Annotated in this window: 17 protein-coding genes and 2 pseudogenes; 12 read left to right on the forward strand and 7 right to left on the reverse strand. The window is 63.9% G+C overall.

From position 1 onward, the window contains the following. The first annotated feature begins 68 nt into the window (after window positions 1–68). Window positions 69–764 carry a VIT1/CCC1 transporter family protein gene (locus VIF40_RS11640; RefSeq protein ID WP_024879245.1) on the forward strand — a complete coding sequence of 232 codons (696 nt, stop codon included), beginning with the start codon at window positions 69–71 and terminating at the stop codon, window positions 762–764. Between the two features lie 279 nt (window positions 765–1,043). On the opposite strand, the gene VIF40_RS11645 is transcribed toward VIF40_RS11640, so the two are convergent. After that, entirely contained in the window at window positions 1,044–1,685 is a 642-nt protein-coding gene (locus tag VIF40_RS11645; RefSeq protein WP_024879244.1) for a methyltransferase family protein, read from the reverse strand. A gap of 883 nt (window positions 1,686–2,568) precedes the next feature. Here VIF40_RS11645 and VIF40_RS11650 point away from each other — a divergent pair. The 5 genes and pseudogenes from VIF40_RS11650 (at window position 2,569) to VIF40_RS11670 (ending at window position 9,489) form a co-directional block, all read left to right on the forward strand. Further along, entirely contained in the window at window positions 2,569–4,209 is a 1,641-nt protein-coding gene (locus VIF40_RS11650) for an NRAMP family divalent metal transporter (protein WP_331937678.1), read from the forward strand. A 15-nt stretch (window positions 4,210–4,224) separates the two neighbouring features. Next, window positions 4,225–5,280, forward strand: a complete 1,056-nt coding sequence (locus tag VIF40_RS11655; RefSeq protein ID WP_331937679.1) for a DMT family transporter — start codon at window positions 4,225–4,227, stop codon at window positions 5,278–5,280. A gap of 60 nt (window positions 5,281–5,340) precedes the next feature. Then, window positions 5,341–7,632 (forward strand): annotated as a pseudogene (locus VIF40_RS11660) (heavy metal translocating P-type ATPase); the annotation flags it as partial. A gap of 21 nt (window positions 7,633–7,653) precedes the next feature. After that, window positions 7,654–8,616, forward strand: a complete 963-nt coding sequence (locus VIF40_RS11665; protein ID WP_349257413.1) for an efflux RND transporter periplasmic adaptor subunit — start codon at window positions 7,654–7,656, stop codon at window positions 8,614–8,616. Between the two features lie 132 nt (window positions 8,617–8,748). Further along, window positions 8,749–9,489: a hypothetical protein gene (locus tag VIF40_RS11670; protein WP_331937680.1), complete on the forward strand. Its 741-nt coding sequence runs from the start codon at window positions 8,749–8,751 to the stop codon at window positions 9,487–9,489. Window positions 9,490–9,507: 18 nt separating this feature from the next. Here VIF40_RS11670 and VIF40_RS11675 read toward each other — a convergent pair whose 3' ends face one another. From VIF40_RS11675 to VIF40_RS11685, 3 genes are all read right to left on the reverse strand, one after another. Further along, window positions 9,508–9,915, reverse strand: a complete 408-nt coding sequence (locus VIF40_RS11675; protein ID WP_331937681.1) for a hypothetical protein — start codon at window positions 9,913–9,915, stop codon at window positions 9,508–9,510. Window positions 9,916–10,324: 409 nt separating this feature from the next. Beyond that, a complete protein-coding gene (locus tag VIF40_RS11680; RefSeq protein ID WP_331937682.1) occupies window positions 10,325–10,558 on the reverse strand; it encodes an antitoxin in 234 nt (77 codons plus the stop codon). Window positions 10,559–10,796: 238 nt separating this feature from the next. Beyond that, window positions 10,797–11,267, reverse strand: a complete 471-nt coding sequence (locus tag VIF40_RS11685; protein WP_331937683.1) for a helix-turn-helix domain-containing protein — start codon at window positions 11,265–11,267, stop codon at window positions 10,797–10,799. A gap of 182 nt (window positions 11,268–11,449) precedes the next feature. On the opposite strand from VIF40_RS11685, the gene VIF40_RS11690 reads away from it, so the two are divergent. After that, window positions 11,450–12,370 carry an alpha/beta fold hydrolase gene (locus VIF40_RS11690; protein ID WP_331937684.1) on the forward strand — a complete coding sequence of 307 codons (921 nt, stop codon included), beginning with the start codon at window positions 11,450–11,452 and terminating at the stop codon, window positions 12,368–12,370. 204 nt (window positions 12,371–12,574) lie between these two features. Here the strand turns inward: VIF40_RS11690 and VIF40_RS11695 are convergent, their stop codons facing one another. Beyond that, entirely contained in the window at window positions 12,575–13,618 is a 1,044-nt protein-coding gene (locus VIF40_RS11695; protein WP_331937685.1) for an NAD(P)-dependent alcohol dehydrogenase, read from the reverse strand. A gap of 74 nt (window positions 13,619–13,692) precedes the next feature. Between VIF40_RS11695 and VIF40_RS11700 the strand changes: the two genes are divergently transcribed. Next, window positions 13,693–14,340, forward strand: a complete 648-nt coding sequence (locus VIF40_RS11700; protein ID WP_331937686.1) for a TetR/AcrR family transcriptional regulator — start codon at window positions 13,693–13,695, stop codon at window positions 14,338–14,340. Window positions 14,341–14,530: 190 nt separating this feature from the next. On the opposite strand, the gene VIF40_RS11705 is transcribed toward VIF40_RS11700, so the two are convergent. Together VIF40_RS11705 and VIF40_RS11710 are read right to left on the reverse strand one after the other, a co-directional pair. Continuing rightward, entirely contained in the window at window positions 14,531–15,436 is a 906-nt protein-coding gene (locus VIF40_RS11705; protein WP_331937687.1) for a DUF1837 domain-containing protein, read from the reverse strand. Beyond that, window positions 15,423–16,694 (reverse strand): ATP-binding protein, encoded by a 1,272-nt coding sequence (locus VIF40_RS11710; RefSeq protein ID WP_331937688.1) that lies wholly within the window; start codon window positions 16,692–16,694, stop codon window positions 15,423–15,425. Before VIF40_RS11710 ends, VIF40_RS11705 begins: the two co-directional genes overlap by 14 nt. A 251-nt stretch (window positions 16,695–16,945) precedes the next feature. Between VIF40_RS11710 and VIF40_RS11715 the strand changes: the two genes are divergently transcribed. From VIF40_RS11715 to VIF40_RS11730, 4 genes and pseudogenes are all read left to right on the forward strand, one after another. Then, complete coding sequence (locus VIF40_RS11715; RefSeq protein WP_331937689.1) at window positions 16,946–18,142, forward strand: DUF932 domain-containing protein; 1,197 nt, start codon at window positions 16,946–16,948, stop codon at window positions 18,140–18,142. 173 nt (window positions 18,143–18,315) lie between these two features. Then, window positions 18,316–18,606: pseudogene (locus tag VIF40_RS11720) on the forward strand (ParB/Srx family N-terminal domain-containing protein); the annotation flags it as partial. A gap of 900 nt (window positions 18,607–19,506) precedes the next feature. Then, the gene (locus VIF40_RS11725; RefSeq protein WP_331937703.1) at window positions 19,507–20,427 is read left to right on the forward strand and encodes a hypothetical protein; all 921 of its coding nucleotides are present in this window, start codon (window positions 19,507–19,509) and stop codon (window positions 20,425–20,427) included. A 236-nt stretch (window positions 20,428–20,663) separates the two neighbouring features. Next, window positions 20,664–24,986: a strawberry notch-like NTP hydrolase domain-containing protein gene (locus tag VIF40_RS11730; protein WP_331937690.1), complete on the forward strand. Its 4,323-nt coding sequence runs from the start codon at window positions 20,664–20,666 to the stop codon at window positions 24,984–24,986. The last annotated feature ends 1 nt before the right edge of the window (window position 24,987 follow it).

Genomic DNA, 24,987 nt, shown 5'->3' on the forward strand with positions numbered 1-24,987 from the left:
GGTCGCCGTTGATCTGATGTCACAATCGCCCCTTACTCGAAGCTGGCGCTGTCTCGGGAACTCGAACGATGCCTATAACGCCCCATGTTGAAAAGCACTTCACCGCCACGGAAATGGTCCGCGATGTCGTGATCGGCATGTCGGACGGCTTGACGGTGCCCTTCGCTCTTGCCGCGGGCCTTTCGGCTGCGGTCGCAAACACCGACGTGATCGTGACAGCCGGTCTCGCCGAAATTGCCGCGGGCGCCATCGCAATGGGTCTCGGAGGCTTTCTGGCCGCACGGACCGACGCACAGCACTATGTCTCGGAGGCGGCGCGGGAAGGTCGAGAGATCGATCTCATGCGCGACCATGAAATTCACGAGATCGAGCAGCTTCTCCAAGGATACGGCCTGACCGACGATCCACTGAAATCGCTTGTCGCCGCCATATCGGCTGACAAAGAACGGTGGATCGATTTCATGATGCGCTTCGAGCTCGGACTGGAGAAGCCTGATCCGCGACGTGCTCTGGCGAGCGCGCTGACCATCGGACTCGCCTATGTTGTCGGCGGGCTCACGCCACTCATTCCCTACATGACGACAGACAGCGTGGAAACCGCGCTTTTGAGGTCCGTTCTCGCCACGGGTGTGGCGTTGCTCGCGTTCGGCGCGGCGAAAGGGCATTTCACTGGCGTCGATCGAATGCGCGCTGCAATTCAGACACTGGCCGTGGGGGGACTTGCCGCCTCGGCGGCCTTCGGTCTGGCTCGCGCATTCGGGTAACGAGAGCCGGCGCTTCTGGTTCGGTCGCCACATCATCCCATACAATATCGCATTGATTTAAACTGGGTATGAGCTTCTCGGCCTCTGACGGCCTGCTATTGCGGCAAGGCCCGAGAAGGAAAGGCGCGTTGGAAACCGGACGGTCCGACGCGGGCGTTTTGATCGCAGTTCCGAAAAGCGAGGCGACGAACGGCTCGGGGGATATTCACGGATGACGCGACGGTCGGAGCCACCTGCATGGCCGCAGCGATAGTTTGCCGCTCCAATCGTGAGCGGCGGTTAGTAAACGCCGGGGATCAGCCTCGCGGTGCGGCTCGCATATTCCTTGTATGATGGGAACGTTTCTTCGAGCACCCGTTCCTCGAAATTCATGCGCGGCAATTGAATGGCGATCGATAGCAGAGTCAAACACAACGCCCACGGCTGCTGATATCGAAACATGATGCCGATCAGAGCCAATAATTCTCCAGCATAGAGCGGATGACGCACGAGCCTATACGGTCCTTCCGTCACCAGAGCGCGAGCTTGCGGAAGAATGCTGAAACTGCGGCCGAGCCAAATCGTCGCCGCGATGGAGACGAGCGTTCCGAGGAGAACCAGGCCGACGGAAACAACCTTCGTCGAAGGTGACAAATCGACCGGCGGGACGGCGACTATGAAGCTCGGCAAGAGAAAGCCCGCCGCGCCGGCCAATTTCGGCAGAACGCCTTTCGCGGTCCGCAGAGACGGAGGCCGCAGAAAGATCGCGAATATTATGAGGCAGAGAAGCGCGATATTGGCCGCGAGAGAGACATTCACGAGAAGTCCTTCGGACGAGCCCATCATCTGAGACGAGCCGTAAATGCCGAGCGAGAACCATGCGAGCACAGGGCTCGTGAAAACGAGATCGAGCAGCTTCGCTTTTACGTATGATCGTGTCATTCGGCCCCGCCAATCCGCTCGAAATATTTTCGCCGTCCGGAAATGCTCGGCCGTATCGGCTTAGCCGATCGATTTCCGCTTGTCGACGTGACCTGATCTGCCGAGCGAACCGGAGCGTCTCGAGAGAGCGGCTTCGGAGCGCGCTCCTTCGGCTTCTCGCTTCATCGATTGGTAATCGCTGTCGCGCTACCCTGCGATTTGCGCTTGACATCCACAGCTTCGGGACCGATATCGCCCTCGGATGGCTGGGCTTCGCCCCCGCCGTCGACTCCGACAACCCAAGAAAGAAACATGGGCAGTAGCCGCTTCGGCGCCGCGCCCGCAGCCTCGTCTGCGCTCACGACGCCACTCGACATCGAAACCATCCGCGGTCTCGGGGACCGCGTGAGAGGCGTCGCGAGGGCCTGAAGGCTCCTGCCTGCCGCTCATGCTCCGGGCCGTGGATCACAACGGCCAAAAAGGAGATGAGCGATGAACAAGCTCACCGCAATCGTATGCGCGCGCCCGTTCGCTCGAAACGCGGACTCTTTCCGCGCCGAGGCGCAGATCGTCGCGCTTCGCCGTCGCACGCGACGGACTCCGCTTTGCGTCTGGAGGCTCGACGCCGCCTCGGGACGTCTTCTGTGCGTGTGGACCGACGAGGCGGAGGCCGACCCTCGCCTCGCGCAGGATAATGGCGAGCCGCCCCCTTCGCGCCGCGCCGCCTGACTGGAGAGATCGTATGAACCCCGGCCCAACCACGCCCGCCGGCGAGCGCGAGTTCGACCCGGCGGGCGCGTCGAAATCCATCCCGATCCGAATTTACCCCGGCGCGAGAGCGCGAGCGGTCTAGAGGGCGCGAGCTCTCGCGAAGGCTCGCCTGCGGCCGGAGAAAAGGCGAGCCATGACGCTGCATCTCAATCCATCCGAGACCACCGAGAGCGCCGTTCTCGACGAGGCCCATATCGGCCATATTCGCGGCGCGCTGGGCACGATCCATCACGCCGATCACGGCCCGCGCATCGGCTTCAAGCGCCGCCTTCAGACGCTTCTCGCCATTCTCGGTCCTGGACTCATCGTCATGGTCGGCGACAATGACGCGGGCGCCTTCGGGACCTACACTCAGGCGGGCCAGAACTACGGCACGAGCCTGCTGTGGACGCTGCTGCTGCTCGTTCCCGTGCTCTACGTCAATCAGGAGATGGTGTTGCGGCTCGGCGCCGTCACCGGCGTCGGACACGCAAGGCTCATCGTCGAGCGCTTCGGCAAATTCTGGGGCGCCTTCAGCGTCATCGATCTCTTCCTGCTAAACGCGCTGACCATCGTCACCGAATTCATCGGCATATCTCTCGCGCTCTCCTATCTCGGCGTCTCGCGGGAGCTCGGCGTGGCGTTGTCGGCCGTCGTCATCATGGCGGCGGTCGGCACGGGCGACTTCCGTCGCTTCGAACGCTTCGCTCTGGCACTCTGCGCGGGCAGTCTCGTTCTCATTCCGATCTTCGTGATGATTCATCCGCCAATGGCGGATGTCGCGCGCGACATGTTCCTCGTGCAATTGCCGAAAGACGGCAAGCTCAGCGATGTGATGCTGCTCATCATAGCGATCGTCGGCACCACCATCGCGCCCTGGCAGCTCTTTTTCCAGCAGAGCTATGTGATCGACAAGCGCATCACGCCGCGTTTCATTCGCTATGAGCGCATCGACCTCTGGCTCGGCATAGCGCTCGTCGTCATCGGCGCGGCGGCGATGATGGCCTTCACGGCGGCGGCCTTCGCCGGACGCCCGGAAGCTGGAAACTTCACCGACGCCGGCGCCGTGGCGGAGGGCCTAGGCCGATACGCCGGCCGCCTGCCGGGCATATTATTCGCTCTTGCGCTGATCGATGCGAGCGTCATCGGCGCGGCGGCGGTGTCGCTGTCCACGGCCTATGCGCTCGGCGACGTGCTGTCGCTGAAGCATTCGCTGCATCGCAAGCCGTCCGACGCCAAGGGCTTCTACGGCGTTTATTTCGCGCTCATCGTCGTTTCGGCGGGGCTCGTGCTGACGCCGGGCGCGCCGCTCGGCCTGCTGACCAACGCCGTGCAGACGCTCGCGGGCGTCCTGCTGCCGAGCGCGACCGTGTTTCTGCTGCTTCTCTGCAATGACGAGGCGGTTCTCGGCCCCTGGGTCAATGGCTGGGGCATGAATCTATTCACAGGCGTGATCGTCGCGGTCCTAGTGATGTTATCGATCATTTTGACCGCTTCCGTCTTGTTTCCGGAGCAGACGAACGAGACGGTCATTCTGTCGATCCTCGGCGGCGGCGCGATTGTAACTGTGGCCATCGCCGTCGCGACGGGCGCTCTCCGCACGAGGCGGCGCACGGCGGGGGGCCCGATCGGCCGTCACGCTCGCGACAGCTGGCGCATGCCACCGCTACACGCGCTGCCGCCGGCGAAGCTCTCGATGTCGAGTCGCATATGGATGAGCGTGCTACGCTGCTATCTACTGCTCGCGGGAGGCCTCGTTCTCGCGCGGATCGTCGCGCTCGCGGTAACTCACTGAACGCATGCGTCAAACATGAAAGCGAAATCCATCTCCTATGCGCTGCTCTCGGCGGCTCTGTTCGGGGTCTCGACGCCGGCCGCCAAGCTGCTCCTCGCGGATATAGATCAGCGCATCCTCGCCGGCCTGCTCTATTGCGGCGCCGGCGTCGGAGTCGCCCTGCTTCGTCGTCTCCCCTATCGGCTCGGCTTCGTCATCCGCGCGGAAGAGGCGACGCTTACTAAATCGGATTGGCCGTGGATGGGAGCAGCGACACTGGCCGGCGGCGTCGCCGGCCCTTTGCTGCTGATGTTCGGCCTCGCCCATGCGGAAGCCGCGACGGCCTCATTGCTGCTCACGCTCGAGGGCGTCTTCACCGCGGCCATCGCATGGTTCGTGTTTCGCGAGCCATTCGATCGTCGCATCGCCCTCGGCATGGCTTTTATCGTCGCAGGATCCCTCTGCCTCGCCTGGTCGGGAGCGCCGGGCCTTTCTGGCGCGCTCGGGCCTCTCGCGATTGCGGCGGCCTGTTTCGCCTGGGCCATCGACAATAACCTCACACGCAGAGTCTCGCTCTCCGATCCTCTGCAAATCGTCGAGATCAAGGGAATCGTCGCCGGCTCGGTCAATCTCTGGATTGGACTGTTCGCCGGCGCTCTCATGCCAGCCATCCCGCTGATCGGCGCCGCGAGCGTCGTCGGCTTCCTCGGCTATGGCGTCAGCCTGGCGCTGTTCGTGCTGGCTCTCCGCCATCTCGGCACGGCGCGCACGGGCGCCTATTTCTCCACTGCGCCCTTCCTCGGCGCGACCGTCTCCGTCGTGGTCCTGCGCGAGCCTTTGACCCTACAGCTCGTCGCCGGAACGACGCTGATGGCCGTGGGCGTCTGGCTGCATCTGACCGAAAGCCACGAGCACGAGCATTTGCACGAATCTGTCGAACATTCGCATTCGCATGTTCATGACGAACATCATCGGCACGGAGACCACTCCGATCATGAGAACGGCCAGCCGCACACACATTGGCACGCGCACGAGCCGCTGCTGCACGCGCATCCTCATATGCCCGACACGCATCACCGACACGATCATTGATAGAAGACCGGACGTCTCCGCCTCCACGCCCGCGCCGAGGGCGTCGAGAGCGGAACGAGGATGAGTCCGACGGCGAAAGGACGGATCTGGCGCCGGGCGCTGATCCTGCTCGCCTCCTGCGCTCTGGCGGCGGGGCTTTGTGCCGCCTTTTTCGGTCGCCAGGATCTGGCCAGATGGATGTGGGCGGCGGGGACGGTTCCGGTCGCCGTGAGCCTCGCCGTCGCGATCGCGCGCGATCTGCTCGCCGGGCGCGCCGGCGTCGACGTGATCGCGCTTCTCTCCATGTCGGCGGCGCTGGCGCTCGGAGAAGCTTTGGCGGCGGTGATCGTCGCGGTGATGTACGCCGGCGGCAGCGTCATCGAAGATATCGCGGTCGGTCGCGCCGAACGCGACCTGAAAGCGCTGATCGATCGCGCGCCGCGCATCGCTCGTCGACGGATCGACGACAGGATCGAGGATATTCCGATCGACGATGTCGCGGTCGGCGATCTTCTGCTGGTTCGGGCCGGCGAGGTCGTGCCGACGGATGGCCGGATCGTCGGGGCAAATGCGCTGCTCGACGAGTCGGCGGTGACAGGCGAGCCGCTTCCTGTCGCAAGACGCATCGGAGAGGCCGCCTCGAGCGGAACGGTCAACGCCGGCGAGACCTTCGAGATGGAGGCGACCGCCGCATCGGGCGACAGCACCTACGCCGGAATCGTCGAGCTCGCGACCGCCGCGCAGACGGCGAAAGCGCCATTCATCAGAATGGCGGATCGCTATGCGCTGCTGTTCTTGCCCGTGGCCCTGCTGGCCGCAGGAGCCGCCTGGGCGCTTTCGCAGGATCCTATTCGCGGATTGGCGGTGCTGGTGGCCGCCACGCCCTGCCCATTGATTCTCGCGGCGCCGGCCGCATTCGTCGCAGGCGCGTCGCGGGCGGCGCGACGCGGCATCCTGATCAAAGGCGGCGGACCGCTCGAGGCGCTTGCTCGGGCGCATACGGTGATGTTCGACAAGACCGGCACTCTTACGGTCGGCGGCGCGCGGCTCGTCGCGATAGAAACGGGTTCGGATCGGGACGCGAACGAAGCCTTGCGGCTCGCCGCATCGCTCGAGCAGGCGTCCCATCATGTCGTCGCCGCCGCCATCGTCGCCGCGGCGTCGGAAAGAGGCCTCTCTCTCCATATTCCCACCGAAGTCCGCGAGACGTTCGGAACCGGGATCGAGGGAAAGGTCGACGGGCGCGACATTCGCGTCGGCGCGCTGCAATTCGTGCAGGGCGATGAAGCCCTCGAGGATTGGGCCGCCCGCGCCGCCCGCCGCGCCTCCTGGCGTTCCGCGCTCACCGTCTTCGTCTCCTCGAACGGGCGCCTCATCGCCGTCCTCCTTCTCGCCGACGCGCTTCGGCGCGAGACGCCGCGCGCGATCCAAGCGCTGCGCGATGCGGGCGTCGGTCGAATCGTCATGGTCACGGGCGATCGCGCCGACGCCGCCGAAACGATCGGCGCGGCGCTCGATCTCGACGCGGTCCTCGCCGACCGAATCCCTTCCGACAAGGTCGACGCCGTCGCAATCGAGCGACGCCTGCATCCGACGCTGATGGTCGGCGACGGAATCAATGACGCCCCTGCCCTCGCCGCAGCGGATGTCGGCGTCGCCATGGGCGCGCGCGGCGCGAGCGCGTCATCCGAGGCGGCGGATGTCGTCATTCTCGTCGATCGGCTGGACCGCGTCTCGGAGGCGGTGGCCATCGCGCGCCGAACCCGCCTCATCGCACTGCAGAGCATCATCGCCGGAATGACTCTGTCCTTCGCGACGATGGGAGCGGCGGCCTTCGGCTGGATCGGCCCTGTGGGCGGCGCGCTGATACAAGAGGCGATCGACATCGCCGTCATCCTCAACGCTCTGCGCGCGCTCGGCGGCGGCTCGACCTTGCTTCGACGTCCTCTGCCGGAGACAGCGACGCGGGCGTTGCGCGAAGATCACGAGAAAATCGAGCAGAGCCTCGATCGCCTGCGGCAGATCGCCGATGCGTTGGACGCGGCCTCTCCGCGACGCGCATCCGAATATATAGACGAAGCCGATCGTCTGGTCACGGACGTCATATTGGAGCACGAGCGCGACGACGAGAGCGACATTTATCCGCGCATCTCGCATTATCTTCCGAGCGGGCAAGGACTCGGCGCCATGAGCCGCGCGCATAGAGAGATCCGCCATCAGGCGAGGCTGCTGGCGCGCCTCGCCGAGGGGCTGCGCCGGCACGAGCCCGACAAATATCTGATCCGTGACGCGCAGCGGATCATCGAAGCGATCGAGACTCTCGTTCGAGTCCACAATGCTCAGGAGGAGGACGTCTATGAGCAGGCCGCGTCGGAATTCAGCGGGAGCGGATCGCTGCGAGAGCCGCAGACGCGCAAATCCGAAGCAGCCTCCACTTTTGATCGCGCGATAAGTTCGGCGTCTGGCGCAAGGGGCGTTCGACGAACAGCTTTCGCGACGCTAGCGGCTCTCGCAATCCTCCTGGGAGGCGGATGGCTCTATTTCCGATGGGAGCGCAATGCGCCGCGAGGCGGCGTGACGACGACGGGCGTCATCGAGGCGGCGAGCGCCATGCCGATCTCCACGCGTCTATCGGGGACCATCCGGGCAGTTTCTTGTGACGTCGGGACAAAGGTGACGGCAGGCCAGATTTGCGCGGAGATCGATCCGCAGCCTTACCGCGCCGCCGTCGAGCAAGCAAAAGCGGACATCGCTCTCGCTGACGCCCGTCTCGAAACAGCAAGAGCGGCCCTCGCCCGGATGGAAAAGCGGCTCGAGCGCCAACGAGCCGAGGCGGATCACGGAGCTCTGTCGAAAAAGGGGCTCGCCCAATCTGAGGTCGCTCTTTCCCGCGCGCAGGCGCGGGCGGATCGGGAGGAGGCGTCGCTCGCTCTGCGGCGAGCTAGGCTGAGCGAAGCCAAGGAGCGTTTGGCGCAAGCCGCCGTGGCCGTGCCGGTCGACGGGACTGTAATCGCGCGCGAGGCGAAAGTCGGCCTTGCGATCGAGGCGCGAGACGCGCCTGTGCGACTGTTCACGATCGCGACCGATCTCAGCGTCGTCGAGATCGTCGTCACGATACATTCGAGCGAGCTGCGGCAACCGAGGATCGGCAGTCAGGTCGCTTTCAGCGTCGCTTCTCTGCCAGGGCGCGCATTCTCGGGAATCGTCGAGCAAGTTTCACGTTCGACCCCGGATGCCGACCACGCTTCGACATATCGTGTCGTCATAGAGGCGTTCAATCCCGATCTGCTGCTGCGACCGGGCATGGTCGCGACGCTCATGATCCACGATTTCGTCGCCGTAATGAAGCCCAGGTAACTGTGTATCGTCGACTGCTCGGATGCGCCCGCGTTCTGCCGGATCATTAGACTTCCGACGCCGTCTAGAACGCCGTGGCAATTCGAGCAGAGCGCGCTGCCGGAGCTGCCTCCGAACGAAAGGAAAATCCTGGTGAAAAAAATCAAGTTCCGGATGAACGGCGACGATCTCACGCCCCGCCGCACGCGGATGGAAATCCCTGGCTGGGCAGGGCAGCCGGAGAAGCGCACGGATGGCTCCCATGAACATGCTTGGCACTGCGTGCCATTTTCCGAATACGCCAAATATGGCGTGGAAATTCTCTATCCCTACAAAAACGAGCTGCACGTCTCGAAGAAGAACGGACTATTGATATTCGATGGCGACTTCGGCGCTCCGCCGAGTCCCGGCCGCAGCTGGCCGCCCTTTCGTGATTTTGGGGGCAGCTTCTATACCTATCAGCTCCTGCTCGATCTCAAGCCAGAAGCCGGCTATGCGATCAAGGTCGAGACTCATCCGAGCTTTTATACCGACAGCGCCGGCGTCGCGCCGATCGCAGTGCCGGCCATCATACGCGAATGGTGGCCGATGATCTATTTTCTCGTTTTCAAATCACCGACGGAGGGACAAACGCATATCTTCCGAACCGGCACGCCGATGGCTCAGTTCACCATGATTCCGGCGGAAAGTGATATCGAGCTCGAGCCGATGAGCTTCGACGAGACGGCCGAACGTGAATTGCAAGCGCGACGCATCCATGCGAGCCGAGAGACGCTCGGCGTCGACTCGCAATGGCTATCGACGAGCGACACGGTTTTCGACGGCACCTATCGCCACATGCATGGCGCGGCACGTTCGGCCGAGGAAAAGCAGAAAAAGCCGCGTCTCGAATGACAGGCGCGGCTTGTGTTCCTACCAGCGCCAATCATTCCAGTGATGGTGGTGGTGATGATGGTGGTGATAATAGCGCGGCGGGCCGTAGTAGCCCCAGCCGCCCCAACCCCAGCCATGGTGGTGGTGGTGGTGGTGGTGGTGGTGATGATGATGATGATGACGCCACCGTCGGTACGGATAGTAGGTGTAACCGTCGTAGTAAGGATTGCCATAATATTGCGCCATCTGGATGCGCGGCTCGGATTGTGTCGCCTTCCGCGACTCGGCCTCCCGAAGGAGCGCCGCGGCATTCGGGATCGGCTGCAGAAGTTCCGCATAGGAACGAGGTGACATCACTTGATCGAGCGTTCGCGCGTCGGCCGTGGGCGCCGCAGTGAGCGGCAACGCCGAAATTACGCCGACCAACCCGACGGTCTTCTTGTCCATGAACATTCTCCCCCGTGTAACGGTCACGCGATTCTCGCTACTCCATCATGCGGACTTGCTCGACCCGGCGACGATACGAGCCAGCATCGCGCTCCGCAGATGAACGGCTCATGAATCTCCAAGCCCTACACACGTGAGACGCAGCGGCGCGATCATCGCGGCCCGATTTCCGTGGCGCGACATGGGTTGCCCGAGTAATGCTCGTCACGTCGAGTGTGACTTCGCTCGCCACCTGCCGAGTCATGCTGCTCCGGCGCCGGAACGACGCCCGCGGTCGCCGCCGCGGAAACTGGCCGCGGTTTGTCTAACCTCGGCCCGTCGCCCAAAACCGGTCCGGTTATCGGCTTTCACGGGTGATCCGTTGCGCCATCATCGATCCTGTCGGTGTCGAGACAAAACATCGTCCGCGTCAATCGAATGAGATCGAGTCGTCGGGCTCGAGCGGCGGATCGTCGGGCAGACCATCGGACAAGAAGTCCCGCGCGCCCAAGGCGTCGAGCCGCGCGCGCCAGGCCTCCACGTCGAACGGCTCCTTTTCCAAAGGCTCCAGGATCATCTTGTCGCCCACCTTGCTGACTCGCACCTCGTTCCCCTCGAAACAGAATTCCTTGGGCAGGCGCACGGCCTGGCTGCGGCCATGCATCAACCGCTCTCACGAATTCGACAAACTCGACGACATCCAGACGACGTTCGCCGCGTTTGCTACGTAGCAATTTCAACCCGCACGGCGCAACGGGAGCGCCCTGTGGAGGACAGCCGGAAATTACGCTGCCTCCAATCCCCGCTTGCGCCGCCGGAACTCTGCCGTCTCGGCCTTGTTGGCGCAGGGGATCCGAAGCGCCATCGGCGATCCGCTGCGCCAACCGACGAATAATGCAGTTTTATCGCCAAGCGTTTCCAGTCGCATCCGGCGGTGAACGCACGACCGTGTCCTCCGGTCCCAGAACGCGTCCATCTTGGGCGCGAAGCTCCAGTTTCCGCACCGGAAGGCCACTCCTCTTATCGACTAGAAGGACGTGAGCCTCGTCGGGCTCGAAGAAGAAGTCCTCGCCCCACTGCCTGAGAGCGACCAGGAGCGGAAACAGGCCGCGCCCCTTTTCTGTCAACACGTATTCCTGATAGGGGCTACCGTCGGACGCGGGGACGGTGTCCATGATGCCGTGTGCGACCAGGTTACGCAAACGGGCCGCGAGGATGTTCTTCGCGAGCCCCAGGTCCTTTTGAAATTCCCCGAACCGGCGCAGGCCATCGAAAGCATCCCGAACGATCAGCAACGACCACCAGTCTCCGATCGCGTCCAGTGGCCTGGCAACGCCGCAGCTCGAATCTTTGTGGCTGACTCTCTTGACCATCGAGACGGTGCTCCCGGGTTCAATCTCCCGAATGCCATCTCCCCTCGAAACCGGGAAGATCGCGGTTTGTCGCCTTCTGAAGGTAATAGTTGCAAATTAAAACCTCAAGCGATATGACGGCATATGGTTTTAATTTGAAACCATATGCCCAACTAGTGCTGACTCCGTGAGAGGAGACGTGCATGACCCGATCCGACGCCACCTTCGGCGGTAGCTTTCCGTACACCCCGCATTTCACCGCGGCTCCCGGCTTCCGTATGCATTATGTCGATGAGGGGCCCGGCGAAGCAGGGGTCATACTCTGCCTGCACGGCGAGCCGACCTGGAGCTATCTGTTCCGCCACTTGGTCCCGGTGTTGAGCATGACGCACCGCGTAGTCGTCCCGGACCATATGGGCTTCGGCAAGAGCGATACGCCGCCGGACCGGGCCTACTGGCTGCAGGATCACATCGACAATCTGGAGCTCTTCGTTCTTGCGCTCGATCTCGACGATATCACCCTCGTCATGCACGACTTCGGCGGTCCGGTTGGCATGGGGCTCGCCGCCCGGCATCCCAACCGCATTCGTCGCGTTATCTCGACCAACGGACCGACGCCGTTTGGCCAGGCCGATCTCATTGAGCGAGTGACTGCGAATGTCGGCGTCTCGCCCTGGTTTCAATGGATCGCGAAAGCCGAAGCGGAGGGCAGCCTCGAAGCTGTGCTGGGGCGGCTCGGTTTCAATATCCTGAGCACGCTCAAGCTCAACGGCTTCGAGGACAACACGCTCATCACCGACACATGGCTCGACGCCTACGGATCGCCTTTCGCAAGCCCTGCCGACTGTCTCGGCGCGATCGGCTGGGCCAAGGGCTTCGCCTCGGGCGCGCACAGATTCGAGACGCCTGACGCAGCGGCCATCCGCGCCATCCATGCCAGACCCGCCCTCGCCATCTGGGGTGAAGCAGACCGCACGCTTCACGCCGAGCATTTCCTGCCGCTCTTCACCCAGCTCTTTCCGGCCGCGCCGGTACATCGTCTGGCTGGCGTTGGTCACTACTGCCTCGAGGATGCCCCGGACGAGGTCGGTAGGCTCATCACGGAATTCATCCGGCAGGCCTGAGCGCACAGCGATTTCTCGTCCCCGTCCGGGCCGGAAGATCGGCTGGCGACTTCCCGAGAGTTGGACAGATTGCATATCGAAACCACAACCGCCACGCCCATTGCAGTTGCAAATTAAAACTTCCAGATCGGAGGGGCCATGAGCATCGAAAGCGCAAAGCAAGTGGAAGGTGAATGAACACGCGCTTCTTGCCGCCTCGCGACGTCAAAGACGGATGACGAGCTTGCCGAAGTGGCGGCCGCTCGCGAGTTCGTCGTAGGCGGCTTGCGTCTCGTCGAACGAAAATGTCCGATCGATCACAGGACGGATAAGATGCTCGGCGAGGAAGGCGTTCATCGCCTCGAATTGCTCAGCGGAGCCGACATTGATGCCGTCGATGGTTCCGTTGATCAGTTGCAGCCGCATCAGGTTCGAGTGCGGTCCAAAGCCGCTAAACACGCCGATCTGGGCGATATGCCCCCAGGCGGCGAGCGCACGCAGCGAACGGTCGAACGTGTCCGGTCCGCCGAGTTCGAGAATGTGCGAGACGCCGAGCCCGCCCGTCAGCTTGCGGACTTCGACATCCCAGTCCGGCGTCGTACGATAGTTCACCGTCGCGAAGGCCCCGAGCTTCGTTGCGCGTTCGCGCTTCTCGTCCGAGGACGACAGCACGATGGTTTTCGCGCCGAAGGCGCTCGCGATCTGCAAGCCAAAGAGCGCGACGCCGCCCGTGCCCTGCACCAGCACCGTGTCGCCGACCGCCAAGCCACCGCGCACCACCAGCGCCTGCCAGGCGGTCAAGGCGGCGCAGGGAAGCGTCGCGGCCTCTTCCAGGCTCAGGCTGTCCGGGACGGGCGCCAACGAGGCCTCGGGTACGACGACCAGATCCGCCAGCACGCCGTCGGTGGCGCCGCCGCCGAGCGCCGATGGGCCGTAGGCCTCACGATAGGGACCGACAACCCAATCCCGGTAGAAAGTTGGAGCGACGCGGTCTCCTGCGCGCCAGCGGGTAACATCGGAGCCGGTCGCAACGACGCGGCCGGCTCCGTCGGAGAGCGGAATCAACCCCTCGCGCACAGGCCCCAACTCGCCGCGCAGCACGAGCAGGTCGCGGTAATTGAGGCTCGCCGCCTCGATCCCGACGAGAACCTCGTTCGGCCCAGGAGTCGGCGCCGCCTCTCGGACCTGCTGGAGGCGAAGACCGCGGTCGATTCGCGTAAGCCTGTAAGCTCTGCGTGTCGTGGCGATAGATTGGCGTGAATCGGTCACGGGTTTCTCCATTTGCAATAAACTAGCGAGCGATATTAAATTGAGCCTTCGCATCCTCGCAAGGGATTTTTATATTGGTCACTACAAAAACCATCGCAAAGCGGCCGCGCGGCCGCCCGCGAGCGCTCGACCGGGACGAGGCGCTGGAGACGGCGCTCCGGCTGTTCTGGCGTCGTGGCTATGAGGGGACCTCGATCGCCGACCTGACCGAGGCCATGGGGGTGACGCCGCCGAGTCTCTACACCGTCTTCGGCAGCAAGGAGCAGCTCTACCGCGAGGCGCTCGACCGCTACGGCGCCACCTACGGCTCCTTCGCCCAGCGCGCGCTAGCCGAAGAGCCGAGCGCCCGGCGCGCGGTCGAACGCATTCTGCGTGGGGCGATCGAGGTCTACGCGGAGGGGCCGGCGCCGGCAGGCTGCATGCTGGCGAGCGGCGTGGTGGCGTGCGCGCCCGAGCACGCTTCGGTGGCGGCGGATGTTGCAAGGCGAAGGCTCGCGACGATCGCGGCGATCAAGGCGCGCTTCGATCGCGCCGCCAGCGAGGGCGAACTCGCGCCGTCGACCGATACGCAGGCCCTCGCCTCTTACTATGCCGCCGTTGTGCAGGGGCTGTCGATCCAGGCCCGCGACGGCGTCAGCCGAAAGGTCCTCGACGCATTGGCGGACGTCGCGCTCTCGGCCTGGCCGAGCTCGCGGGCGGATCGACCAGCGCCAAGTCCTTGAGGGACCGGCATCGCCCGATTATTGCGATTGATCGAAGTCGAAGTTCCCGAACTGGCCGCATAGTCGTCCCAAAATCGGTTGCGAGGGTCGTCTCGAGCGGCGCGACGGCGGCGCCCTTCCGCGCGAGTACATTCGAAAGCAAGAAACGGATGGCGGAAGGCGCTCGAGCATGCTCGAAACGATCGATGCTTCACGCGGAATCCGAACATGAAAACAATATCGGCGTCGACAGTCTTTGCGCTGGCCATACCCATGGGAGGATTGTCGGCGACAGAATCCTCGCTCTTGCAAAGTGGACGTTACGAAGTCGCGGTGGCTCTCGAGCTCCCGCATCTCGTCGACGCCGCCGCGCGAAAAACGGCGACGATCTGCATCGACCCCGATAATACGCCTCCGTTCGGGCCCGATTGGTCCCCGTGGCGTCGAGGTCCTCCTTCAGTGAGGCGTGGGGGCCGTTGCCCGACACGGTGAAGAGCATGTGGTCGATACGATCGGCGCGAAGGGACTTCAGGCCCACCTCGTCACGGAGGCTGCGGCCCAGCGCGTTGTCGTCCGGATCAGTGCCCTCCAACAGGCGGTTGGCGACGAACAACAGGGAGCCGGGCGTGCAACGGCCGCTGTCGCGGTTGAGCACCTTGCGAGCGCTCGTGACGGTGGCTTTGCCGAGCACCTTGTTGCTCTTGGCTTCGCCTTTCAGAAGCCAGAGCTTCTCCCCGGCCGCATCGTATCCGGCGCCGATGAAGTCGTCACCGCGCATGGCCATGTTGCGGCCGTCCTTATAGCGGAGACGGCGCACGGGAACGCGCAGCCCGATCTCTTCCTCGACCAGTTCCGTCGCGAGAATCTCGCCCAGATCGCCCGAGCGACTCTTGGGCGTTTGCGGCATCGCCTCGCTGAGGATCTTGGCTGCTACCTTGTATCCAAGTCGGTTCACATCGTCTGCAATGCGTTCCAGCCTGTCGTAGTGCGAGCGGATCGTCTCGGCGAGGTCGTCGCGAATTTCGTCGCGGCCGCCGTTTTTTTCGACATACGTCCAGTAGTGCTTCCGTTTGTCCTTCTCTTTGGTGCCGTCGCACCACTTCTTATACAGCCCCACGCGACGCTCCCTTGCCTGCCTTGTTCGGCAGCGCCTTTCCATCCCAGAGGCTCGACAACGGTGCCGCCGCCAGCTTGTCGCCGAACGGTACGACGTCCGTGCTGTCGTAAAGGACGACGCCGAAGGCAAAGCGATCTCCGCACGCCTCGGCCAGGGCCCGCAGGCCGCCGAAATCACCGGCTTTGACCGTGGCGCTCGCCTTGACTTCGATACCTGCGATCATCCCATCATCGCGTTCCAGCACGATGTCCACCTCCCGCCCGTCCCGATCCCGAAAATGGTGAGGCGTCAGCCGCAGGTCCGAGGCCGTCATCAGCTTCAGGACCTCCGCGAACACGTAGCTTTCGAGCAGCGCGCCGAACGTGCTGCGATCCGCCTTGACCCTGTCGAAGGAAAGACCGCGCACAGTCGCAAGCAGGCCGGAATCGAGGAAGTGCAGCTTCGGCGTCTTGACGATGCGCTTGAGCGCATTGGTGAACCATGGTTGCACCGTCGCGATCAGGAACACCTGCTCAAGCAGCCCGACATAGCGCTGCCCCGTCTTGTGGCTGACGTTGATGCCGGCGCCGAGCTGCGAATAGTTGACCAACTGGCCGGAGTGCTCGGCCAGCAGCCTTACGAATTTCGGCAGTTCCGTCAGCTTCTCGACGTCAGCAATATCCCGCAGATCGCGCGTTAGCACCGATGTGAGATAGGATCTTGACCAGTCTTGCCGTCGGCGCTCGCTGTCGCGACTGATCGCTTCGGGGAAACCGCCGAGCAGGACAAGCTGGGCAAGGTCGTCGCCCAGGATTGCGTCCCGCTGGCTCCGCAGCTTTCCTGCGAAGAGATGCTCCAGGAAAGTCGGCATCCGGCCTTCGACCTCAGCCCTTGCGAGCGGCAGCATCTGGATGGTCTCCATCCGGCCGGCCAGGCTGTCGGCGACGCGCGGCAAGGTCAAGACGTTCGCCGAGCCGGTGAGCAGGAAGCGGCCCGGCCGATAGTCCTCGTCGACCGTCTTCTTGATGGCCAGCAGCAGGTCAGGGGCGCGCTGGATTTCGTCGATGATGGCCCGGTCGAGGCCACGAATGAAGCCGGCCGGATCAGACTGGGCGGCCTCAAGGACCGTCCGGTCATCGAGCGTGATATAGGTCCGCCCGGCTTCTCCCATTTTTCGGACGAGCGTGGTCTTGCCGGCACGGCGCGGGCCTACGATCAGGACCACCGGCGTATCAGAAAGGGCGTCCTCCGCCCGTCGCTCCACAAACCGCTCGAACATGCCGTCTCCGAATCCGGAAGATTGTAACTATTGGCATCGGCTGATTGGGAGTCAATGGTCCGCTAATTGGAAGTGCCTGGGCCGCGATCTGGAAGGCCTGGAGGGGAAAGCCTTCCCCTGGTCGCCGCCGTACCCCCTTCTGCGGGGAGATCCCCGCAACGCCCCTTTTAGAGTGAGAGGACGGACCGGCTTCGCCGTGACGGGTTGAAGGTTGGAGGAGAGGCCTCCGGCGCCCGTCATGGAGACTAGCCATGACCCATGTGGAGATTCTGGACGCCGCTCGCGACCGCGCTGGCGGCTATAAGGTGGATGTGAGCCGCGGCGAGCGGATCGGCCGCGTATCGTCGGAATGGTTCTCGCGGCCGGCGGACGAGCGTTACCTGTCCCTGTCGGACCTCTACGCCGCCGTCCGTGGCCGGACCGAGCGCAGCCGCACCCGAACCGTCGAGAGCGCGGCGATCCGGGTCGAGGCAAGCCGCGACGATGCCGACCGCCTGGCGCTGATGCTGCCGGGCTCCGACGTGCCGATCGCGCCAACCCATTGGAGCTTCGGTCAGCTTGCCGGCCTGATCGGAGCGCCAGCGGCCTATCTGCGCCAACTCCCCGCGCCGCTCGCCGGCATCAACCTGCAATATGGCCTGAGCTCCCATCGCGCCGAGCAGGTGAAGACGCTCGAGATCGAAGATGGTCGCGTCGAGCTGCGCGCCGTCACCGGCCCTGACTATGGCCGCATCTATGATCACGAACTCGTCGAGGCCGTGCAGCGCATCGCGGGAAACGGCACCGGCGATACCCGCTGGAAAGTGCCTGGCGTGCTCGACTGGTCGACCGGCGTCTACCATCCGCGCGTCGACATCACCCAGGACACCACGACCCTCTATGCCTCGGACCGCGATGTTTTTCTCTTCCTTGTCGACGATCTCAATCCGATCGAAGCCGGTCGACTGCCGGATGGATCGCCCGATCTTTATTTCCGCGGCTTCTACTGCTGGAATTCCGAAGTCGGCGCCAAGACGCTCGGTATGGCTAGCTTCTATCTCCGCGCGGTCTGCCAAAACAGGAATCTGTGGGGCGTCGAAGATTTCGAGGAAATCACCATCCGCCACTCGAAATACGCCGCCTCCCGCTTCGCGCACGAGGCGGCTCCGGCGCTGACACGATTCGCCGATTCCTCGCCCATGCCATTCGTGAACGGCATCAAGGCGGCGCGGGAAAAGATTGTCGCCCGAACGGACGAAGACCGCGACGAGTTCCTGCGACGGCGCAGCTTCTCCAAGAAGGAAACGGCGAAGATCATCGAGACCGTGTTGACCGAGGAAGGCCGCAAGCCCGAGAGCATTTTCGATTTCGTGCAGGGCATCACCGCCGTCGCGCGGAACAAAACCCATCAGGACGCCCGTCTCGATCTGGAGGCGCGCGCCAAGAAGCTCCTCGATCGCGCATCCTGAATTCCGGAAAGCCGGAGACACGTAAATCCGTATCTCCGGCTCCACGCATTTCCGTATCTGCTGATCCTCGTTCCCGCGGCGTCGTCCTCAAAGTGAGAGGGCGGCGCCGCGCTTCGTGACGGGCTGCGAGCCGAGAGAGAGGCTTTCGGCCGCCCGTCACGGAGTTTATCCCCATGGCTACTGCCGTTCAGAAAATCACATTGTCGTCCTCGCGCGACATTCCTTTCAACAAGCTTGTCCTCTCCCAGGCAAATGTTCGGCGCGTGAAGGCCGGCGTCTCGATCGAGGAGCTCGCCGACGACATCGCTCGGCGCACACTGCTCCAGAGCCTGAACGTCCGCCCAGTGCTCGACGCCGACGGCGCCGAGACCGGCATGTTCGAAATTCCCGCTGGCGGTCGCCGCTATCGGGCGCTCGAGCTTCTGGTCAAACAGAAGCGTCTCGCCAAAACGGCGCCCGTCCCCTGTGTCGTCCGGGATCCCGCGAGCGACATTCTCGCGGAAGACGACTCCCTCGCCGAGAACGTCCAGCGCGCGCCGCTGCATCCGCTCGATCAGTTCCGCGCCTTTCAGGTGATGCGATCCAAGGGCAAATCCGAGGAGGACATCGCCGCAGCCTTCTTCATCGGCGTCAATGTCGTGAAGCAACGGCTGCGGCTGACCACCGTGTCGGAGAAGCTCCTCGACATCTATGCCGAAGATGGAATGTTGCTGGAGCAGTTGATGGCCTTCACCGTTTCGTCGGACCATGCTCGGCAGGAGCAAGTCTGGGCGGCGCTGGAAAAGTCCTGGTCGAAAGAGCCTTATCAGATCCGACGCATGCTGACGGAAAAAGCCGTGCGCGCCGCTGATCGGCGAGCCGTCTTCGTCGGCCTCGACGCTTATGAAGCGGCAGGAGGCATCGTCATGCGCGACCTGTTCCAGCACGACGATGGCGGCTGGCTGGAAAATGTCGCGTTGCTCGACAGCCTCGTCGAGGAGAAGTTGAAGGCAGCGGCCGAAACGGTCGCCACCGAGGGCTGGAAATGGGTCGAGGTCGCGGTCTCGTTTCCGTTCGGACATACGAATGGGCTGAGAGAACTCGTTGGCGCGCCCATCGAGTTGACCGACGACGAACAGGCGACAATCGATTCGCTCGAGGCCGAACATGAGAGCCTGGAGACCGAATATGAAAAAGTCGACGAGCTGCCGGAGGATGTCGACCGGCGCCTGGGCGAGATCGAGACTGGGCTCGCCGAGCTGCGCAATCGGCCGCAGAGCTTCGACTTGGGCGACATCGCTCGCGCAGGAGCATTCGTCAGCATCGACGCCGAAGGCCTTCTCTCTGTCGATCGCGGCTATGTCCGGCCCGAGGACGAGCCGCCCGTGCAAGAGGAGAACACGAACGAGGATGCGGGTGCCGGCAAATTCTCACCAGCCTTTGCTCCCGCCACACAGCAACCCGTCATCACCATCGAAGGCCGCCCGGTCGACTCGGAAGAAGATGAAACCGACGCGCTCGCGCCATTGCCCGAACGGCTGATGATCGAGCTGACGGCGCACAGAACCTTGGCGTTGCAGAACGCCGTCGCGAATAATCCGCGTGTCGCCATGACGGCGCTGCTGCATAAGCTCGTCGCCGACACCTTCCATTATGCGTCGACTTCGGCCGCCGGCTTAGAAATTTCCTTGCGGCAGATCGCCTTTCCGATCCAGCCCACGGATCTGAAGAACAGCGCCAGCTCACATGCGATCGCGGAGCGGCAAAACGCGTGGAAATCGAGCATTCCCAGAGACGACCAGCAACTCTGGGATTGGCTTGTCGGCCTCGACGACACGCTTCGCCTGGCGCTGCTCGCGCATTGCGTCAGCCATGGCGTCAACGCACTCCATGAGAAGGCGGACCGCTATGGCGGCGGCGCGGTCACGGCGCATTCGGTGCAGCAGCGCCTCAAAAATGCCGACCGGCTCGCTCAAGCGGTCGACTTGAATATGGTCGACGCCGGTTGGAAGCCGACCATCGACAATTATCTCGGTCGCGTGCCGAAGCGGCGAATCCAGGACGCCGTCCGCGAGGCCATGGGCGAACGGGCCGTCCAGCTCATCGAACATCTGAAAAAGGGCGAGATGGCGGTCGAAGCCGAACGCCTGCTCGCCGACTCCGGCTGGCTGCCGGAGCCTTTGAGGCTCGACGACTTCGAACAGGCTGATCTCGAAGTGGGCGAAACAGCCGGCGAATCCGAAGAGCTGCCTGAGTTTCTCTCGGACGTTGAAGCGAATGAGAGCGGCGATTCCGATTGCGGCTGAATGATCTTTCGGCGGAGCGTTGCAAAGCGCTCCGCCATTTTTCATGCCGGCGATCGAGAGCTCCATCATCAAGCGCCTGAGACCTCGCCGTCACGCGAGTCCGAATGACCGTGCTTTCACACGAGTCGTCGGAAACGCGGTGAGAGGAAGAGGCCGGCCGGAAGGGAGGCGAGCCGGCGGGTCAGAGAGAGAGCGCCAGCCGGCTCGTCCGCTCCCGCTCTTCCGAGACCTCTTCCATGTCCAGAATTTCTGCTCCCGCGGCCACCGATGCGGCTGCGTCGACACTCACTCATCGCTCTTTTACCGGCGCCGCGATCGCCGACGCGGCTCGCCGTCTCCTTCCCCATCTCGAACAGGGCCGACGCGTCGACGCCGCAATCCTGCGCGCAGCGATGGAATCCGCCTTCGGTGCATCGGACACTTCCGGCGCCTGGGACTGGAAGATGGGCTATGACGCCTGCGAGGCGGCGACAGTCCTTTTCCTGCGCAAATACGGAAAGGCGCTTTTCCGCAAAGCCGGCTCTCCGGCCGCCGCACTTCCGATGCTGTCGAAGATTGCTGACCTCTTGCCGACGCATACGCGCAGATCGGAGGAAAGCGAGACCTTCCAGCAATTCTCGACGCCGATCCCGCTCGGCGTCGCGGTTCTTGCCGCAGCGGCGATTTCGCCCGCCGACCGCGTTCTCGAACCTTCGGCCGGCACGGGATTGCTAGCCGTTCTCGCCGAGATAGCTGGCGCATCCCTCATTCAAAACGAACTCGCCGAGAATCGAGCCGAGTTGCTCTCCCTTCTTTTTCCCTCTGTTCAGGTCACCCGCTTCGACGCAGCGCAGATCGACGATCATCTCGATCCGGCGATCGTTCCCTCCGTCGTGCTGATGAACCCGCCGTTCTCGGCCGTGGCGAATGTCTCTGGCCGAATGGCGGACGCCGCCTATCGTCATATCGCCTCCGCCCTCGCGCGATTAGTCGATGGCGGGCGACTCGTCACGATCACTGGCGCGAACTGCACGCCCTACGCGCCTGCTTGGCGAGACGCCTTTATCCACCTTCAGCGGCGCGGCCGCGTCGTCTTTTCCGCAGCGATAGATGGCGCCGTCTACGCCAAGCATGGCACATCGATCGAGACGCGGCTCACGATCATCGACAAGCTGTCGGCGGAGGATCCGACCTTCTTTCCGGCGCCGCCCGGCATGGCGCCCGATGTCGCCACGCTCCTCGCCTGGATTGGCGAGCTGGCGCCCCCGCGCTTGCCGGTCGCCTTGCCGGCGCCAGCCAGCGGTCCGCAGCCGCGCATGGCGCCCGCCGTTTCCGTTCGAAACGCTCCGGTTCGCCGAGAGACGCCGGCCAGTGCGCCCGATGGCGTCGAGTTCGCCTATGAGATCGTCGACTGGACGCCGGCGGAAGGCGCGCGCCTGACGGATGCGATCTATGAAGAATACGGATTGCAGTCGATCCGTATTCCCGGCTCTCAGGCGCATCCCACCAAGCTGGTGCAATCCGCCGCCATGGCCTCGGTCGCGCCGCCGAAGCCGAGCTATCGGCCACGCCTGCCGGCGTGCATCGTCTCTGACGGCCAGCTCTCCGACGCCCAGCTCGAAACAGTGATCTACGCCGGCGAAGCCCATTCGGCGTTTCTCGCCGGCTCATGGACGGTCGACGAGACCTTCGACGTCGGCGCGGCGGCGCGAGACGGCGCGGAGAACGCTATCCGCTTTCGCCGCGGCTTCATGCTGGGCGATGGGACCGGCGCTGGCAAGGGCCGCCAGTCGGCCGGTATCATCCTCGACAATTGGATGCAGGGCCGCCGCAGGGCGCTGTGGATCTCCAAATCCGACAAGCTGCTCGAGGATGCGCAGCGTGACTGGTCCGCGCTCGGCATGGAGCGGCTGCTCGTCACGCCGCTCTCGCGCTTCCCTCAGGGCAAGCCGATCTCTCTTCATGAAGGTATCCTATTTTTGACCTACGCTACGCTGCGGTCCGACGAGCGTGGCGAGAAGGCTTCCCGTGTGCGGCAGATCGTCGAATGGTTGGGTCCCGATTTCGACGGGGCGATCATCTTCGACGAGAGCCACGCCATGCAGAACGCCGCCGGCGGCAAGGGCGAGCGCGGCGACCAAGCCGCCTCGCAGCAGGGTCGCGCGGGACTTCGTCTTCAGCACGCTTTGCCGAACGCGCGTGTCGTCTATGTCTCGGCGACCGGCGCCACTACGGTCCACAATCTCGCCTACGCCCAGCGCCTCGGCCTCTGGGGCGGCGAGGATTTTCCATTCGCAACGCGCGCCGAATTTGTGGAGGCGATCGAAGCCGGCGGCGTCGCGGCGATGGAGGTGCTCGCCCGCGATCTTCGCGCGCTCGGCCTCTATACGGCGCGCTCGCTGAGTTACGAGGGCGTCGAATATGAGCTGGTCGAGCATCGGCTGACGCTGGAACAAATCCGCGTCTACGATTCCTACGCCGAAGCCTTCGCCGTCATTCACAATAATCTCGACGCCGCCATGCGCGCGGCGAACATCACCGGAGCCACTGGAACGCTCAATCGGCAGGCCAAAGCCGCCGCACGATCGGCGTTCGAATCCGCCAAGCAGCGCTTCTTCGGCCATCTGCTGACGAGCATGAAGACGCCGACGCTGATCCGCTCGATCGAGCGCGACATGGCGGAAGGACACGCCGCCGTCGTCCAGATCGTCTCGACAGGCGAAGCTCTTATGGAACGCCGCCTCTCGGAGATTCCGACAGAGGAATGGAACGACGTCCAGGTCGACATCACGCCGCGCGAATATGTGCTCAACTATCTCGCCCACTCCTTTCCGGTGCAACTCTATGAGCCCTTCACCGACAGCGAGGGCAATCTATCGTCGCGCCCGGTCTTTCGCGACGGCCAGCCGGTCGAGAGCCGCGAGGCAGTCGCCCGTCGCACCGCGCTGATCGAAAAGCTCGCCTCCTTATCGCCGGTTCCGGGCGCACTCGATCAGATCGTCCAGCGCTTCGGGACCGACATGGTCGCCGAGGTGACCGGGCGCTCGCGGCGGATCGTGCGCAAGGGCGACCGCCTTGCCGTCGAAAGCCGCGCCGGCTCGGCCAATCTCGCCGAGGCCGCCGCCTTCATGGACGATCAGAAGCGTATCCTCGTCTTTTCCGACGCCGGCGGAACCGGCCGCAGCTACCATGCGGAGCTTTCCGCCCGGAACCAGCGGCTCCGCGTCCACTATCTGCTCGAGCCGGGATGGAAGGCCGACACGGCGATCCAGGGCCTCGGTCGCACCAACCGTACCAATCAGGCGCAGCCGCCGCTCTTTCGTCCGATCGCGACCGACGTAAAAGCGGAGAAGCGCTTTCTCTCGACCATCGCGCGCCGGCTCGACACGCTCGGCGCGATCACCAGAGGCCAGCGTCAGACGGGCGGCCAGGGCCTGTTCCGCCCGGAGGACAATCTGGAGAGCCATTACGCCCGTGACGCGCTGCGCCAGCTCTATCTGCTACTCGTCCGCGGTAAGATCGAGGGCTGCTCCCTGCAAACCTTCGAAGACGCGACCGGATTATCGTTGACGGATTCGAACGGGATCAAGGACGATCTGCCGCAGATCACCACCTTTCTCAATCGACTGCTGGCGCTGACCATCGAACTGCAGGGCGTTCTGTTCACGGCGTTCGAGCAATTGCTGAACGCCAAGGTCGAAGGCGCCATCGCCGCCGGCGTCTATGACGTCGGACTCGAAACGCTGCGCGCCGAGAGCTTCCTCGTCACCGATCGCCGGACCATTTACATCCACCCCGGCACAGGCGCGGAGACGCGCCTCCTGACGATAACGCAGCGCGAGCGCAACCATCCCCTGACGCTCGACCAGGCGCTCGATCTCCTCGCCGATCGGCGCGCTGTGCCGCTCGTCAACGAGCGCTCGGGCCGAGCCGCGGTTCAACTCCCTGCGCCGTCGCTGATGCTCGACGATGGCGAGATCGAGCGGCGCGTGCGCCTCGTCCGGCCGATGGAGCAACATTATACGTCTCTGAAGATGATGGAGGAAAGCCATTGGACCGAGGCCGACCGGGACGCATTTGCCGCCGCGTGGAGCGCCGAGGTCGCTACGGTGCCGGAATTTTCCGACAGCACGATCCATATTGTCGCCGGCCTGCTGCTGCCGATCTGGAAGCGATTGCCTAAGGATTCGACGCGGGTCTATCGCCTTCAGACCGATGACGGCGAGCGCATCATCGGCCGCCGCGTCACGCCTGCCTGGGTCGCGGGAGCGCTGACAGCTGGCGCCGCCGATCTCTCCGCAGAGGATGCGTTCGCCGCCCTGACGGATGGCCGCGCCGTCCTCCACCTCGCCGAAGATCTCCAGATTCGGCGCGTCCGCGTCATGGGCGCGCACCGCATCGAACTGTCAGGATTCACCGACGCGATGCGCGAGCGTCTTTCCGCCTATGGGCTGTTCCACGAAATCATCTCCTGGAAGCTGCGCATGTTCGTGCCGGTCGACGCGAGCGGCCCGGCGATCCTCGCGAAGCTGATGGAGCGCTATCCGCTCCAGCGCGTCAGCGAAAGGGAGGCAGCGTGAC

Origin of the sequence: Methylosinus sp., from assembly GCF_036560965.1 — a bacterium.
Classification (GTDB): domain Bacteria; phylum Pseudomonadota; class Alphaproteobacteria; order Rhizobiales; family Beijerinckiaceae; genus Methylosinus.

What these genes read in the sequence shown, in the direction of transcription:
- VIF40_RS11640 (WP_024879245.1), top strand. Translation starts at nt 69, where the DNA reads ATGCCTATAACGCCCCATGTTGAAAAGCACTTCACCGCCACGGAAATG.
- VIF40_RS11690 (WP_331937684.1), top strand. Translation starts at nt 11,450, where the DNA reads ATGACCCGATCCGACGCCACCTTCGGCGGTAGCTTTCCGTACACCCCG.
- VIF40_RS11715 (WP_331937689.1), top strand. Translation starts at nt 16,946, where the DNA reads ATGACCCATGTGGAGATTCTGGACGCCGCTCGCGACCGCGCTGGCGGC.
- VIF40_RS11655 (WP_331937679.1), top strand. Translation starts at nt 4,225, where the DNA reads ATGAAAGCGAAATCCATCTCCTATGCGCTGCTCTCGGCGGCTCTGTTC.
- VIF40_RS11710 (WP_331937688.1), bottom strand. Translation starts at nt 16,694, where the DNA reads ATGTTCGAGCGGTTTGTGGAGCGACGGGCGGAGGACGCCCTTTCTGAT.
- VIF40_RS11730 (WP_331937690.1), top strand. Translation starts at nt 20,664, where the DNA reads ATGTCCAGAATTTCTGCTCCCGCGGCCACCGATGCGGCTGCGTCGACA.
- VIF40_RS11675 (WP_331937681.1), bottom strand. Translation starts at nt 9,915, where the DNA reads ATGGACAAGAAGACCGTCGGGTTGGTCGGCGTAATTTCGGCGTTGCCG.
- VIF40_RS11680 (WP_331937682.1), bottom strand. Translation starts at nt 10,558, where the DNA reads ATGCATGGCCGCAGCCAGGCCGTGCGCCTGCCCAAGGAATTCTGTTTC.
- VIF40_RS11685 (WP_331937683.1), bottom strand. Translation starts at nt 11,267, where the DNA reads ATGGTCAAGAGAGTCAGCCACAAAGATTCGAGCTGCGGCGTTGCCAGG.
- VIF40_RS11650 (WP_331937678.1), top strand. Translation starts at nt 2,569, where the DNA reads ATGACGCTGCATCTCAATCCATCCGAGACCACCGAGAGCGCCGTTCTC.
- VIF40_RS11645 (WP_024879244.1), bottom strand. Translation starts at nt 1,685, where the DNA reads ATGACACGATCATACGTAAAAGCGAAGCTGCTCGATCTCGTTTTCACG.